This is a genomic window from Enterococcus sp. AZ077, assembly GCF_051714965.1.
In the GTDB taxonomy this organism is placed as follows: Bacteria; Bacillota; Bacilli; order Lactobacillales; family Enterococcaceae; genus Enterococcus_B; species Enterococcus_B hirae.
The window spans coordinates 2,706,638-2,720,553 of sequence record NZ_JBIOSX010000001.1 but is presented as its reverse complement, the minus strand read 5'-3'; the positions used below and the strand labels follow the sequence as shown (position 1 = coordinate 2,720,553).

The following is a 13,916-nucleotide window of genomic DNA, read 5'->3' as shown; positions in this document are numbered from 1 at the left end:
AATGTGGTCGAAGGATGGTTTGTTTTATCTGTAGACAGAAAAGGTCTGAGAAAACCGCTAAGATCGTAAACACGTCACTCGTATGAGCTATACTTTTATTTTTCTCTGTGATAGAATACTTGCGACTTAGACTTTTTGAATGGGTGAGAGGATGGAACTGATAGTAAAAGCACCAGCTAAGATCAATTTGGGATTAGATGTCTTGTACAAGCGTCCCGATGAGTATCACGAGCTGGAAATGGTAATGTCGAGTGTAGATTTAGCAGATCACTTATTCTTTGAAGAGATACCTGAGGATCGAATCATCGTAGAAACGAATAAGGCATTTTTGCCAGTAGATCAACGAAATAACGTTTATCAAGCAGCAACATTGCTTAAGAATAAGTATCATATCAAAAAAGGCGTAAAAATATTTGTGAAAAAAAATATTCCAGTTGCAGCTGGACTGGGTGGGGGCAGCACAGATTGTGCAGCTGCACTGAGAGGGATCAATCAACTATGGAATCTCGGTTGTTCTCTGGAAGAATTAGCTGAGATTGGTTTGGAAGTTGGTACGGATGTGCCTTATTGTGTTTATGGTAATACTGCGTTTGTTGGCGGCAAAGGAGAAGTGGTCCAAGTTCTCCCTTCAATGCCTCAGTGTTGGGTAATCTTGGTGAAACCTAAAATGAGTGTTTCGACTAGGACCGTCTTCAAAGAAGTAGATGCGCAAAAAATCCAGCATCAGAACATTCCTAGACTAGTGGAGGCAATCCAGCAACAAGATTACCATACGATGATTCAATACATGGGAAATAGTTTAGAAGATGTTACCGGCAAACGTCATCCAATTATCCATCAAATCAAAGAACGCATGTTAAAGTATGGGGCAGATGCCGCTTTGATGAGCGGAAGCGGACCGACAGTCTTTGCCTTATGTCAACATTATTCAAGAGCACAAAGAGTCTATAACGGGCTGAAAGGTTTCTGTGATGAAGTATATTTAGTACGCACGTTGTAAAATAGGCCAGAACTAGTTGTTGCTAAGAGATGAAGAATAAAAAATCTCAAAACAGAAGAAGCTGTTTTGAGATTTTTTTGAGTTGGTTGCAGCTTAGCTGCTCTAAACGTTATTTATTCTATTTAGAAATTGGAAAAAATGGACTAGATAGCTTGTTGGGCTCTCAGTAACATGAACAAACTATCATTCATTTTACGGTTTACATTGAATTTGTTCGTATAAATCAGAAATTGAAGGATTTCTATTGACTCTATTTTTTTATTCTGATACATTAAGTTCCGTTGATAAATCGTAATTTTACGATTTGTTCGAAAGGAGAGTCTTATGAAAAAATATATGATTGGTTTAACACTAGCTGTAGGGATGTTTTTATTAGCGGCTTGTGGTGGTACGAACCAAAAGGATTCAAAGAAAAATGAGTTAACGATTGTTACGACCTTTTATCCGATGTATGAATTTACGAAAGAAGTAGTTGGAAATGAAGGAAACGTCAAGTTGTTGATCCCGTCTGGGACGGAACCGCATGATTTTGAACCTAGTGCAAAACAACAAGCAGAAATCGCTGATGCGGATGTGTTTGTTTATAATAGTCCAGATATGGAATTTTTTGTTGACTCATTGAAAGATTCTGTCGATACGAATAAAACATTGATGATTGAAGCAGCTAAAGGAATTGATCGTCTGAAATCAGCAGAAGAAGACCATGACCATGATCATGAACATGAAGAAGCTTCTTCTGAAAGTCATTCGCATGAGTATGATCCACATATTTGGTTAGATCCTGTGTTAGCAATCAAAGAGGTCAAAACAATTGCTTCAGAGCTTGGGAAAAAGTATCCTGATAAAAAGGCAACTTTTGATAAAAATGCGGATGCTTATATCAAAAAATTAGAAAACCTGAACCAAAAATATACGGATGCACTCAAAGATGCCAAAAACCGCACGTTTGTGACGCAACATGCCGCATTTGCGTATTTAGCGAATCAGTATGATTTACACCAACAAGCGATTGCAGGGGTAACGCCTGATCAAGAACCCACACCAAGCCGCTTAGCTGAACTAAAAGATTTTGTGAACAAAAATAAGATCAAAGTGATTTACTTTGAAGAAAATGCATCATCCAAAGTGGCGGAAACATTGTCGAAAGAAACGGGTGTTAAATTAGAAGTATTGAATCCATTAGAGAGTTTGACAAGCGAACAAATCAAAGCTGGTGAAAATTATATTTCGGTAATGGAAGAGAACTTAAAAGCGTTAAAAGAAAGTATTAATTAAGAACGGAGGCATTTCGCGTGCATTATATCGAAATATCCGATTTGACTTTTTATTATGATGAAGAACCTGTATTAGAAGATGTGTCTTATCACGTTGATGCAGGAGAGTTCGTTATTCTAACAGGAGAAAACGGTGCAGCAAAATCAACATTGATCAAAGCTTCCTTAGGCTTGTTAAAACCTTCTAAGGGAACAGTGAAAATCGCCCCAAAAAATCAAGAAGGACAAAAATTAAGTATTGGTTATATTCCCCAACAAGTGGCATCTTTTAATGCTGGCTTTCCAAGTACAGTCTTAGAATTGGTTCGTTCCGGTCGCTATCCGAGAGGACGTTGGTTCAAACGACTTTCTGAAAAAGATCATCAGCATGTTAAACGAGCTTTAGAATCTGTTGGAATGTGGGAGATGCGTCATCGACGGATCGGAGAATTATCCGGTGGACAGAAACAACGGATTAGCTTAGCCCGTATTTTTGCGACTGACCCAGATTTATTTATATTGGATGAACCGACAACGGGGATGGATGAAGAATCTCGTAATGAATTTTATCGATTATTGCGTCATAGTGCCCATGAACATGGCAAGGCAATTTTGATGATTACTCATGATCATGAGGATATCAAGCAATATGCAGATCGACAAATTCGTTTGGTAAGAAAGGAGGGTTCTCCATGGCGTTGCTTTCATATGAATTCATGAGACGAGCTTTTTTAGCAGCCATTTTTATTGCGGGGATTGCTCCAATGTTAGGTGTCTTTTTAGTGATCCGAAGACAATCATTGATGGCAGATACACTGTCACACGTTTCACTGGCAGGGGTGGCATTGGGTTTCTTTTTGAATATCAATCCAACGTTGACTACGATGTTCGTAGTAATATTAGCTGCGGTGATTTTAGAATATTTACGTACGATTTATCGTACTTACTCAGAAATTTCAATTGCGATCTTAATGGCTGGCGGACTGGCGCTGGCATTAGTTTTGATGAATCTTAGTGGTGGAAACTCAGCCACAAGTATCCAATCGTACCTCTTTGGATCGATTGTGACGATTACTTGGGATCAAGTTATCTTTTTGGGTGTATTATTTGTTAATATTGGTTTCTTATTCTTTTTGTTCAAGCGACCAATGTACGTGCTGACTTTTGATGAAGATACCGCCCATGTTGATGGTCTGCCTGTTCACCGTATGTCAATGCTGTTCAACGTGATCACGGGTGTTGCGATTGCTGTCATGATCCCAATTGCCGGGGCATTATTGATTTCAGCAATTATGGTCCTGCCTGCAGCGATCGGTATGCGCTTAGGCAAAAGTTTCAATGTGGTGATTGCCATTAGTATCGGTGTTGGCTTTATCGGCATGTTATCGGGACTAACAAGTTCCTTTTATCTAGATACGCCACCGGGTGCGACGATCACGCTAGTCTTTATCGTGTTGTTTCTTGTGGTCAATTTGTTCAAGCGGGTGCTTGTTTCCATTAAGCGAAAAAATAAATAAAAAATCAAAAAGAAAAGCGATGAAAACGAAAAATTTTCATTGCTTTTTCTTATATTTAGATAAATACCGAACTATTTAACTTATTTTCTTACAAAATGCTCGAATTTTTAAATGAAAACTTATATAATGTAAAACGATATAATTTCTTAAAAGGAGCTGAAATATGTGAAAGTACGTCGCAGTGAACGTCTTGTTGATATGACTCAGTATTTATTAGATCATCCTCACGAATTAATTTCATTGACAAGTTTTGCCGAACGTTATGAATCTGCTAAATCTTCGATCAGTGAAGACTTGGCAATTATCAAAAAAACATTTAAGGAACGAGGGTATGGTACCCTAGAAACGATTCCAGGTGCCGCTGGTGGGGTTTTATTTATACCAGAGATTTCTTACGAAGAAGCCAAAAAATACATTGAGTCGTTAGCTGAACGATTGTCTGAACAAGATCGTTTGTTGCCTGGAGGTTATGTTTATCTATCCGATTTACTAGGTGAGCCCGAATTATTGCGCCAAGTTGGAAAAATCATTGCTTCTAAGTATTTAGGTGAAAAAATCGATGCAGTGATGACAGTTGCTACGAAAGGCGTGCCGATCGCGCAAGCTGTGTCCTATTATTTAAATGCACCGTTTGTTATCGTACGCCGTGATTCAAAGATCACAGAAGGATCGACAGTTAGTGTGAATTATGTTTCTGGTTCTTCTGAACGAATCGAAAAGATGGAATTATCAAAAAGAAGTCTTAAACGTGGTTCTCGTGTCCTAGTCGTTGATGATTTTATGAAAGGCGGCGGCACAGTCAATGGAATGAAGAGCTTGATCGAAGAGTTTGAATCTGAACTTGTAGGAATCACCGTTTTTGCAGAATCCAAATTTAATGGTCATCGTGCAATTGACGATTATACTTCATTACTATATGTGAAAGATGTCGACACGAAGACCAAAAACATTACAGTTGTACCAGGAAATTATTTCAAAGATTAGAGATTGAAAATTTATCTATTTGCCGATCAATAATAGCTGGAAGAGATTGTGTCAGAAGTGTCCAGCTCTGAGAAATAAGCCGGAGAATCCGAAAATAGTTTCACCTATTTTGGGAATTCTTTGGCTTATTTTCGATAGAAACACTACAGCAATCAGCAACAACAAATCAGATATCCAGCTGTTATCTGTTAGATGAGAGAAATTCGTTCTCCTTTTTCATATAACCCTATTTTTCTCTCACTATTATTGATTGACTAATTGATTTTTTAACCCCCAAGATAAAAATGGTCTAGTTACAAATATAGTCTGCTTGGTTGAAAAATTGAGTAGAGTGGGCTAAACTTAAAACCATCAAATACAATTAGGAGTGACGCAGTTGGACGCACGTTATGCAATCATTTTGGCAGCGGGAAAAGGAACTCGCATGAAGTCAAAATTATATAAAGTTTTACATCCAGTTTCAGGACAACCGATGGTGGAGCATATTATCAATCGAGTAAGTGAAACCAATCCAGATCAAATCATCACGATCGTCGGGCATGGCGCTGAGCAAGTAAAGGCACAGTTGGGTGAACGTAGTGAATACGCTCTGCAAGCAGAACAACTTGGTACAGGTCATGCAGTATTACAAGCCGCATCTTTTTTACAAGGGAAAGAAGGCACGACACTGGTGATCAGTGGCGACACACCGCTTTTAACCACTGAAACATTGAACAATTTATTTGAGTATCACCAAGGAAAAAATGCGAGTGCCACGATTCTAACCGCACAAGCCGAAGATCCAACTGGATATGGTCGTATCATTCGTGACCATATTGGGATCGTTGAAAAAATCGTTGAGCAAAAAGATACTACACCAGAAGAAGCATTGGTCCAAGAAATCAATACAGGAACTTATTGTTTTGACAATCAAGCTCTGTTTGAAGCATTGAACAAAGTAGGAACAGACAATGCGCAAGGGGAGTACTACTTGACCGATATCATTGAAATCCTCAAAGATGCTGGAAAAACAGTAGCAGCTTATCAGACAGAAGACTTTGACGAATCAATGGGAGTCAATGATCGTATTGCATTAGCTAAAGCTAATGAATTGATGCGCCAAAGAATCAACAAAATGCATATGGTCAATGGTGTAAGTTTTGTTGATCCAGCAACGACTTATATTGATGCCGGGGTAGAGATTGGTTCTGATACAGTGATCGAAGCAGGCGTCCAACTTCAAGGTAAAACCGTCATTGGATCAGATTGCGTGATCGGTGCCCATTCTCGAATCGTAGATAGTGTGATTGAAGATCATGTGGTAGTTGAACATTCTGTGATCGAAAAAAGTCTTGTGAAAAGTCATGCGGACGTGGGACCATTTGCTCATTTACGACCAAAAGCAGAAATTGGTGAAGGTGTCCATATTGGTAATTTTGTGGAAGTCAAAAATGCTGAAATTGGTAAAAATACCAAAGTTGGTCATTTGACTTATGTCGGTGATGCCACATTAGGTGAAGAAATCAATGTTGGTTGTGGCGTGGTCTTTGTGAATTACGATGGGAAAAACAAGCACCGCACGACAATTGGTGATCATAGTTTTATCGGTTCTAATGCAAATATCATTGCCCCAGTGGAAATTGCTAAAAATACATCAGTAGCTGCAGGGTCAACAATCACAGAAGATATCCCTGAATATGCTATGGCAATTGCCCGTGCAAGACAGGTCAATAAAGAAGAGTATGCTAAAAAACTCCCTTATTTAAACTAAGACTTTTGTAAAACCCCTTGATTTATTCAGAAAATATGACTAGTATTTAATAGGTAGAATTCTAGAGTTGTGAAAAAGAAAGTGGAGGTCCCCATGTCAAAACATTACTTTGACCCAAGATTAAAAATTTTTGCGTTAAATTCAAATCGCCCGTTAGCAGAAAAAATTGCTGCAGCTGTCGGTGTCGAATTGGGTAAATCATCGGTTACTCAATTTAGTGATGGAGAAATCCAAGTGAATATTGAAGAAAGTATTCGCGGATCACATGTTTATGTTATTCAGTCAACGAGTAGTCCTGTAAATGATAATTTAATGGAATTGCTGATCATGATTGATGCCTTGAAACGTGCCAGTGCAAAAACGATTAACGTAGTAATGCCTTACTATGGATATGCACGTCAAGATCGTAAAGCTCGTGCCAGAGAACCAATCACTGCAAAACTTGTGGCGAACATGATTCAAAAAGCTGGAGCAACTAGAATGTTGACGCTTGATTTGCATGCTGTCCAAATCCAAGGATTCTTTGATATTCCTGTTGATCACTTGATGGGTGCACCATTGATTGCAAATTATTTCTTAGAAAAAGGGATTAAAGGGGACGATGTAGTAGTTGTATCACCTGACCATGGTGGTGTAACTCGTGCGCGTAAATTGGCTGAATTTTTAAAAGCACCAATTGCGATCATTGATAAACGCCGTCCAAAAGCAAACGTAGCAGAAGTAATGAATATTATTGGGCAAGTAGAAGGAAAAACTTGTGTATTGATTGATGATATGATCGATACAGCAGGGACGATTACCTTAGCGGCTAATGCACTAAAAGAAGCAGGCGCAGTAAGTGTCTACGCATCATGTACACATCCAGTATTATCTGGACCAGCTTTACAGCGTATTGAAGATTCTGCGATTGAACGCTTAGTTGTAACAGATTCGATCTATCTGCCAGATGATCGTAAGATCGAAAAAATCGATGAAGTAAGTGTCGGTGGTTTGATGGGTGATGCAATTAAACGTATCCACGAAAACAAACCTGTTAGTCCATTGTTTGAAACAAAAAAATAAGAATTAAAAAATTGAATAGTATCACAAAGGGGAGCCTTATGAGGCTGAGATTGAAGTTTTTCTAAACCCTTCGTACCTGTATCGGTTATGCGAGCGTAGGAATTGTGACGATCAATTGACGTTAGTCATGTAACGTTAGTTGTAGAAGTATGTTGTATTTACTTCCTCCTTTGTGATTTCAAATGAACGGAGGAAGTTTTTTTATGGAGAAAAAATATAAAGTATGGATTGAGGGGACACTTGTAGCTGCACTAGCGATGGTGTTATCCTTTATTCCTCTTCAAATAGGTAGTAGCTTTGAGATTTCATTAGGACAGATTCCACTGACATTGTTTGCGTTAAGAAGAGGCTGGAAGGCAGGGATTTTATCAGGATTTATTTGGGGGATTTTACATTTTCCAACAGGACAAGTGTATTATCTCAGTGTCATTCAAGTATTGATTGAGTATCCGATTGCTTTTACCTTTGCAGGATTTGCAGGAGTGTTCGCTAAAAGGCTGCAAAACAGTCTAACGATGGGCAATAAAAAAGGGATGACAACCCCTATTATATTAGGAACTTTAGTTGGTGTTGGTGCTAGATATTTCTGGCATTTTGTCGCAGGCGTCGTTTTTTGGGGAAGTTATGCTTTGTGGGGAATGAATCCATGGCTCTTTTCTTTAGTCATGAATGGTGCAAGTGCCTTGGCTACAGGAATTGTTACAATGGTTGTTTTGCTTGGGATCGGGCGGACAGTTCCAGCTTTGTTCATTGGGAAAAAATAAACGAAAAGAGCCTCAGTCACTATAAAAGTGTCTAGGCTCTTTTTGTATAAGTATAAAATGATGGAACATCCAAGCATCAGCTTAAAGGAGTATAGTTGAGTTCCGCAGCTTCTCCTACAAGCTCCCAGCGTTTTTCTTCTGCATGATAAACTAAGGTGCCAATTGCTTCTTCATCAAGGTATCTTGTTCCTTTTAGCTTCCAAATATAATCTTCAATGACGTAGATCGGGATATGATAATCGTTATCGATCAATCCACCTTGTTCAAAAGAAAAAATGATTCCTTCTTGCATCAAATTACGCATATTCTTCAGTAATTCCACACTAATTTTTTCGACAGGAATATCTCGTTTGAAAAACGATTTTTTCTCATTGATTTTTTTTGACAAGATGATACTTAGTTTATTGGCAAAGATCCGATAAAATTCATCTAAATAGCGATAATAGATTCGTTCTAATTGATCGTTAAGATCGAAGTAGACGAAATTATTTTGTAATTTATAAAAAAATGGTGAGTGAAGATGGGTCTTCATGTGTCCAAAATATAACAATTCTGAAATTTCTAATGGCGTTAATTCTTTCAGCATCGTTAAGTCGTTAAAATCGATCCATTTTAAATCACTCGAATGATTACGATTACGTGCAGAAGAGAAAAAGCGTTGGATATTTTCTGTTCCACGAATCACTTTCAACCCAGTATGGGATTCGTATTCACCAGCATTTTCTGAAGGATCTAATAACAATAAATTTTGTGGGAAATGCACGATGTTGTTTGAAAAATCACTAATAGTCAGCCCCTTAGTCACAACCGCATTGCTAGTAGTATCAATATGTACATAAACTGACTCAGACATCATGCTCCTCCTCTCACTCATTATCACTTTCATTTTACAACATTTATTAAAAAAAAGCTTGTTTCTTTTATTTTAAAATTCCATTACAAAATCACTTTTTTTGTGATAAACATGGACATTTTCATTGTTTTTGTATAAATGGATGGAATGGATTTTGTTATAGCTTTTACAAGAACAATGTATTCATTTTAGTATTTCTCAAAAAAATAGTATACTTTAAAAGAATATATTTGTCTTGTTATAATAAAAAAGGAGAAGATTATGCTGATTCAACAAGTGTACGGTTCAGAAAAAACAGTCCTCTACTCTACACTTCAACGAGCCAAACAATTGCTACCCTTTTATGCTACCCATCAGGAAAGCCGTGATGCCTTTTGGTTGGCAACAAAGAAAAGGCAAGCTTGGCGGATGATCGGTAACAAACATACCCTTTATTTTATTGCCGAACGAACCAGTGAACAATGGCTGATTAAAAATGTGCTAGTGGTGGGTGACATGCCTGGTTGGACGCTTTTTTTTAAAGAGATAGAGTGGTGTTCCCGTTTTTATTTCAAAAAATATTGTTCTTTTCAATGGATTGAACCACTGTCGACATATTGGCAGACACTCCTATCTCATCATGGTTATACGCAAGACAATCAGTTGGCTCAGACAATCTGGCAAAAAAAACTGACCTATCATATTGGTTTAGTATTAGGTGGCGGTGGCGCTCATGGTGCCTATCAAATCGGTGTTTGGCAAACGTTAAAAGAACATCAGATTCATTTTGAAGTAATTACGGGAACTTCAGTTGGTGCGTTAAACGGTGTATTGATTTTGCAAGATGATTTATCGCAAGCTCTTTCTTTATGGCAATCCCTCGCAACGAATCAAGTATTACAGCTACCAGAAACTGCATTATCAGAAGATCTACGGAAAGGGTTTATCCAAGAAACACGGCAAATGACGAGAGCAGCAATTATCAAGGGGGGAGCCTCAATCACCCCTTTGGAAAAGTTACTCAAAAGTAAATTAGATGCTGAGAAGATTTTAAAAATGAAAAGTCCTCGTTTATTTACCGTTTCGACTCGACTTCCTGATTTTAAAGAAGTGGTGACACCGATCCAGCAATTGGCAAGCAATGAAATTGCTGATTGGATCCTAGCTTCGGCCTCGTTTTATCCCGCTATGAGTTATCGAAACATTGCTGGACAAAAATATATTGATGGTGGTTATCGAAATAATTTGCCTGTGGATGTAGCAATTAAAGAAGGGGCAACGGAGTGCTTAATAGTAGATGTGGATGGTCCCGGAGTGACTAAGAAGATTACGATACCAGAAGAGACTGTTCCATGGCTCTGCCGCTCTAATTGGTCATTGGGAACCTTCTTGATTTTTGATCGGCAGAGAAACCAATTCAATCTCCAATTAGGCTATCTGGAAATGAAAAAAAAGTTAGGTGATTTTGAGGGGAATTGGTATACGTTCTATTCAACGAAACTTGCAGAACAATATTGGCGTAAATTTTTAAGCTATCTAGTGAATGATCTTCAGCTAGAAACAACTTTTGTTCAACAACCAAAATTTTGGCAAACTCTGCGTAATATATATAAAGACAGGGTAGTAATTGAAACATGCGGGGTGGCGATGCTTGAACTATTAGCCAAAAAAAAGCTCGTTTTACCGAATAAAGTTTATGATGTAGATGAATTGATCGAACAGATCATTCAAAAAGAATCAAGTTCATTTTTCGATCAAATGATTCGAGAGGTCGGACAATTAAATAGTAATGAGTGGCGCAGAGTCCAAAAATACCAAAAAAAGCAAAAGAGTGAACAGGAACAAATCAATGAAATTGCTCATTTAGTTAAACAAAAAAAGAACGAGCAACTTCAATCTAAGCTTCATACGCAGTTATTTGACACCCTATTGAATTTATATTTACTTTATCTAAAGGAGGAACAACCATGGCACAAGAATTTTCCTACGAAATCATAGAAGAGATCGCTGTTTTATCTGAAAATAATAAAGGATGGCGAAAAGAGCTGAACCTAGTCAGCTGGAATGGCCGCCCACCTAAATTCGATCTTCGTGACTGGGCGCCCGAACATGAGAAAATGGGTAAAGGGCTTACTCTAACCAATGAAGAATTTGAGGCATTACAAAAAGCTATCGAAAATATGTAACAGAAAGGACCCTGTTGAATGAAAAGTATGACTGGTTTTGGTAAAGCCACCCGTGAAACCGCAGAGTATCAATTAGAAGTTGAGATCAAAAGTGTCAATCAACGCTTTTTAGATATGCAAATACGTAGTCCTAAATTGTTAAATTATCTCGAAAATGATATTCGCCAATTGATGAAACAACATTTAAGTCGAGGTCGAGTCGAAGTTTTTATCAATCTGACGTATTTGGGACAAAATCAAAAACAAGTTTTTGTTGATTGGAATTTGATTGACGAGCTGATGACGAACTTAACTGAAGGAATAACCCAACGTTATGGAGAGAAACAGCAATTACAGATTGGACGTCTATTAGAAACTTTGACAACGAATGAATCTTTTGTCGTGATTGAAGAAAAAAATGAAAACAATATGGATGAACTGACAGCTTTGGTTTTAGAAACGGTCCATGAAGCACTAGCTGAAATTGAAAAAAGTCGCCAAAAAGAAGGGACAGCCTTAGAGGCGATCATTCAGAAAAACAGTGATGAACTGAAACAAGTATTAAATGACTTACAACAATTTGTTGAGTTATACGAACAAGAGTATCAGGAAAAATATCAAAAGAAACTAGAAGATTACTTGGGAGCAACGGTCGATCAACAAAGATTGCTGACTGAACTCGCTATTTTATTAGAGCGAGGAGATATTCATGAAGAATTGGATCGCTTAGTGATCCATATCGGCAAATTGGATGAATTACTTCAAGTAAAACAGCCAGTTGGCAGAGAACTTGACTTTTTGATCCAAGAAATGAATCGAGAAATCAATACGATTGGTTCAAAATCAAGTGCGATTGAAATCAAAAACCAAGTGATCCAGTTAAAAACGATTTTAGAAAAAATCCGAGAACAGATCCAAAATATTGAATAGCAAGGAGACGAAAAAAATGAACTATTATGATATCACGTTTCATGAATTAAGTGGGAAAACGGTCATCAAAAGAAATGTTCCTTCTGAAAAAGCAGGATTTGAAGCTTGGCAAGATGCCTGTGCGCAAGTGACGGAGAAAGAAATCCAATTGTTAGTTAACGATGGGACTTATGTGACGATGAATCGTCAATTTATTGTGAGAATCGATGCAGAAGAAGTGAAAGACCCAACTGAAAAAGCACTCTCTCGAAAAGATGAGATCATGGGTGTTGTCAATACCTTGTCAAACATGGGTTTTTAAAAACGACGGTAATCGGCATGTTAGTGAGAAGAGATGCAACCATATGTTGCGCTTCTCACTATTTTTTTGAAAAAGAATGCTGCTCAGTTAGAACCTGTAAGGTGAGAGGGACCTTTTTTTGAACTTTTGAATGAAGGATGAACTTGATAGTTAATCACTATCATCAAAAGCCCGAGTGAAAAGCAAAGGTTTTGCCAGTCAAAGGCGCTTTTTTTTGCTATAATCAAAGATGCCCTTGAAAGTTGTCGAAAAAAAGTGCAAAATAAACGTTAGTATAAAAAGACTAGTTGAAAGGACGTCGTCATGTCAGAGCGTGGATTATTAATCGTGTTGTCTGGACCATCAGGTGTAGGAAAAGGCACAGTGCGAAAAGCAATTTTTGAGAGTGAGGATAATGATTTCCAATATTCGATTTCAATGACTACTCGTAAGATGCGTGAAGGAGAAGTCGAAGGAGTCGATTACTACTTTAGAAGCAAAGAAGAATTCGAAGCAATGATCGAAGCCGGAGAAATGCTGGAATATGCTGAATATGTAGGGAATTATTATGGAACACCTTTGTCTTATGTCAATAAAACATTGGACGAAGGAAAAGATGTATTTTTAGAAATCGAAGTCCAAGGTGCTCAACAAGTCAAAGAAAAAGTACCAGATGGCGTATTTATCTTCCTAACTCCTCCCGATTTAGCCGAATTAAAATCAAGAATCGTTGGCCGTGGGACAGATGCAGATGAAGTAATCGAAGAACGAATGAAAGTTGCCAAAGAAGAAATTGAAATGATGGCACTATATGATTATGCCGTAGTCAATGACCAGGTACCCCTGGCGGTAGAACGAATCAAAAATATCATTGCCAGTGAACACTTTCGTGTCGACCGTGTGATCGGCAAATATATCAAAATGTTAAAGGAGATGTAGTCTTATGATGTTAAAACCTTCAATCGACTCATTGTTAGATCGCGTAAATTCAAAATATTCTCTAGTTATCTTAGCAAGCAAACGTGCACACGAGCTAGATGCAAAAGCACAACCTACGATGGATTCATTTGAATCAGTAAAAAGTGTTGGACAGGCATTAGAAGAAATCGAAGCAGGAAATGTGATCAATGATCCTCATCCTGAATTAAAACGGGAACGCTTGAGAATGGAAGATGAAGAGCGTAAAGCCAAAAAAGATCGTGAACAACAAGAGTTAGAGTCACGTATCCGTGAAGAGCAAAACCAATAAAAAGTGCTAGATTCTTTGGATAAGCCGAAATTTCCGAAATTTGTATTCTCAAATTTTTGTGGAATTTCGGCTTCTTTTTAGGATCACGTTTTAGCATATAAGAATGACTTTTCTGCGGAATGCTGCTGCG

General features: G+C 37.9%; 15 protein-coding genes and 1 riboswitch. Of the genes, 14 read left to right on the top strand and 1 reads right to left on the bottom strand.

What is annotated here, in order from left to right; translation table 11 throughout:
• Positions 1–151: 151 nt before the first annotated feature.
• From ispE to thiT, 8 genes are all read left to right on the top strand, one after another.
• On the top strand, positions 152–1,000 hold the full coding sequence (gene ispE, locus IGL28_RS12625) for a 4-(cytidine 5'-diphospho)-2-C-methyl-D-erythritol kinase (RefSeq protein ID WP_081128934.1): 849 nt from the start codon (positions 152–154) through the stop codon (positions 998–1,000).
• A gap of 324 nt (positions 1,001–1,324) precedes the next feature.
• Positions 1,325–2,275, top strand: a complete 951-nt coding sequence (locus IGL28_RS12620) for a metal ABC transporter substrate-binding protein (RefSeq protein WP_010720614.1) — start codon at positions 1,325–1,327, stop codon at positions 2,273–2,275.
• Between the two features lie 17 nt (positions 2,276–2,292).
• Positions 2,293–2,973, top strand: coding sequence for a metal ABC transporter ATP-binding protein (locus IGL28_RS12615; RefSeq protein WP_081128932.1), 681 nt, complete (start codon positions 2,293–2,295; stop codon positions 2,971–2,973).
• The gene (locus IGL28_RS12610) at positions 2,946–3,770 is read left to right on the top strand and encodes a metal ABC transporter permease (RefSeq protein ID WP_081128930.1); all 825 of its coding nucleotides are present in this window, start codon (positions 2,946–2,948) and stop codon (positions 3,768–3,770) included. The genes IGL28_RS12615 and IGL28_RS12610 overlap by 28 nt, the downstream gene beginning before the upstream one ends.
• 165 nt (positions 3,771–3,935) lie before the next feature.
• Positions 3,936–4,754, top strand: a complete 819-nt coding sequence (gene purR / locus IGL28_RS12605) for a pur operon repressor (RefSeq protein WP_010720611.1) — start codon at positions 3,936–3,938, stop codon at positions 4,752–4,754.
• Between the two features lie 376 nt (positions 4,755–5,130).
• Positions 5,131–6,504, top strand: a complete 1,374-nt coding sequence (gene glmU, locus IGL28_RS12600; protein WP_010737273.1) for a bifunctional UDP-N-acetylglucosamine diphosphorylase/glucosamine-1-phosphate N-acetyltransferase GlmU — start codon at positions 5,131–5,133, stop codon at positions 6,502–6,504.
• A 93-nt stretch (positions 6,505–6,597) separates the two neighbouring features.
• Positions 6,598–7,566 (top strand): ribose-phosphate diphosphokinase, encoded by a 969-nt coding sequence (locus IGL28_RS12595; RefSeq protein ID WP_010737274.1) that lies wholly within the window; start codon positions 6,598–6,600, stop codon positions 7,564–7,566.
• Between the two features lie 17 nt (positions 7,567–7,583).
• Positions 7,584–7,685, top strand: a riboswitch (TPP riboswitch).
• Between the two features lie 84 nt (positions 7,686–7,769).
• Positions 7,770–8,330, top strand: coding sequence for an energy-coupled thiamine transporter ThiT (gene thiT, locus IGL28_RS12590; protein ID WP_081128928.1), 561 nt, complete (start codon positions 7,770–7,772; stop codon positions 8,328–8,330).
• Between the two features lie 76 nt (positions 8,331–8,406).
• Here the strand turns inward: thiT and IGL28_RS12585 are convergent, their stop codons facing one another.
• Entirely contained in the window at positions 8,407–9,183 is a 777-nt protein-coding gene (locus IGL28_RS12585) for a hypothetical protein (RefSeq protein WP_010720607.1), read from the bottom strand.
• A gap of 261 nt (positions 9,184–9,444) precedes the next feature.
• Between IGL28_RS12585 and IGL28_RS12580 the strand changes: the two genes are divergently transcribed.
• The 6 genes from IGL28_RS12580 to rpoZ all read left to right on the top strand — a co-directional run bounded on the left by IGL28_RS12580 (position 9,445) and on the right by rpoZ (position 13,786).
• Positions 9,445–11,160 carry a patatin-like phospholipase family protein gene (locus IGL28_RS12580; RefSeq protein WP_081128926.1) on the top strand — a complete coding sequence of 572 codons (1,716 nt, stop codon included), beginning with the start codon at positions 9,445–9,447 and terminating at the stop codon, positions 11,158–11,160.
• Entirely contained in the window at positions 11,130–11,348 is a 219-nt protein-coding gene (locus tag IGL28_RS12575; RefSeq protein ID WP_010720605.1) for a YdbC family protein, read from the top strand. Before IGL28_RS12580 ends, IGL28_RS12575 begins: the two co-directional genes overlap by 31 nt.
• 18 nt (positions 11,349–11,366) lie before the next feature.
• Entirely contained in the window at positions 11,367–12,257 is an 891-nt protein-coding gene (locus tag IGL28_RS12570; RefSeq protein WP_010737276.1) for a YicC/YloC family endoribonuclease, read from the top strand.
• A gap of 16 nt (positions 12,258–12,273) precedes the next feature.
• The gene (locus IGL28_RS12565) at positions 12,274–12,558 is read left to right on the top strand and encodes a hypothetical protein (RefSeq protein ID WP_010720603.1); all 285 of its coding nucleotides are present in this window, start codon (positions 12,274–12,276) and stop codon (positions 12,556–12,558) included.
• A gap of 303 nt (positions 12,559–12,861) precedes the next feature.
• Positions 12,862–13,476, top strand: a complete 615-nt coding sequence (gmk, locus tag IGL28_RS12560) for a guanylate kinase (protein ID WP_010720602.1) — start codon at positions 12,862–12,864, stop codon at positions 13,474–13,476.
• 4 nt (positions 13,477–13,480) lie between these two features.
• Positions 13,481–13,786 carry a DNA-directed RNA polymerase subunit omega gene (gene rpoZ, locus IGL28_RS12555; protein WP_010720601.1) on the top strand — a complete coding sequence of 102 codons (306 nt, stop codon included), beginning with the start codon at positions 13,481–13,483 and terminating at the stop codon, positions 13,784–13,786.
• Positions 13,787–13,916: the final 130 nt, after the last annotated feature.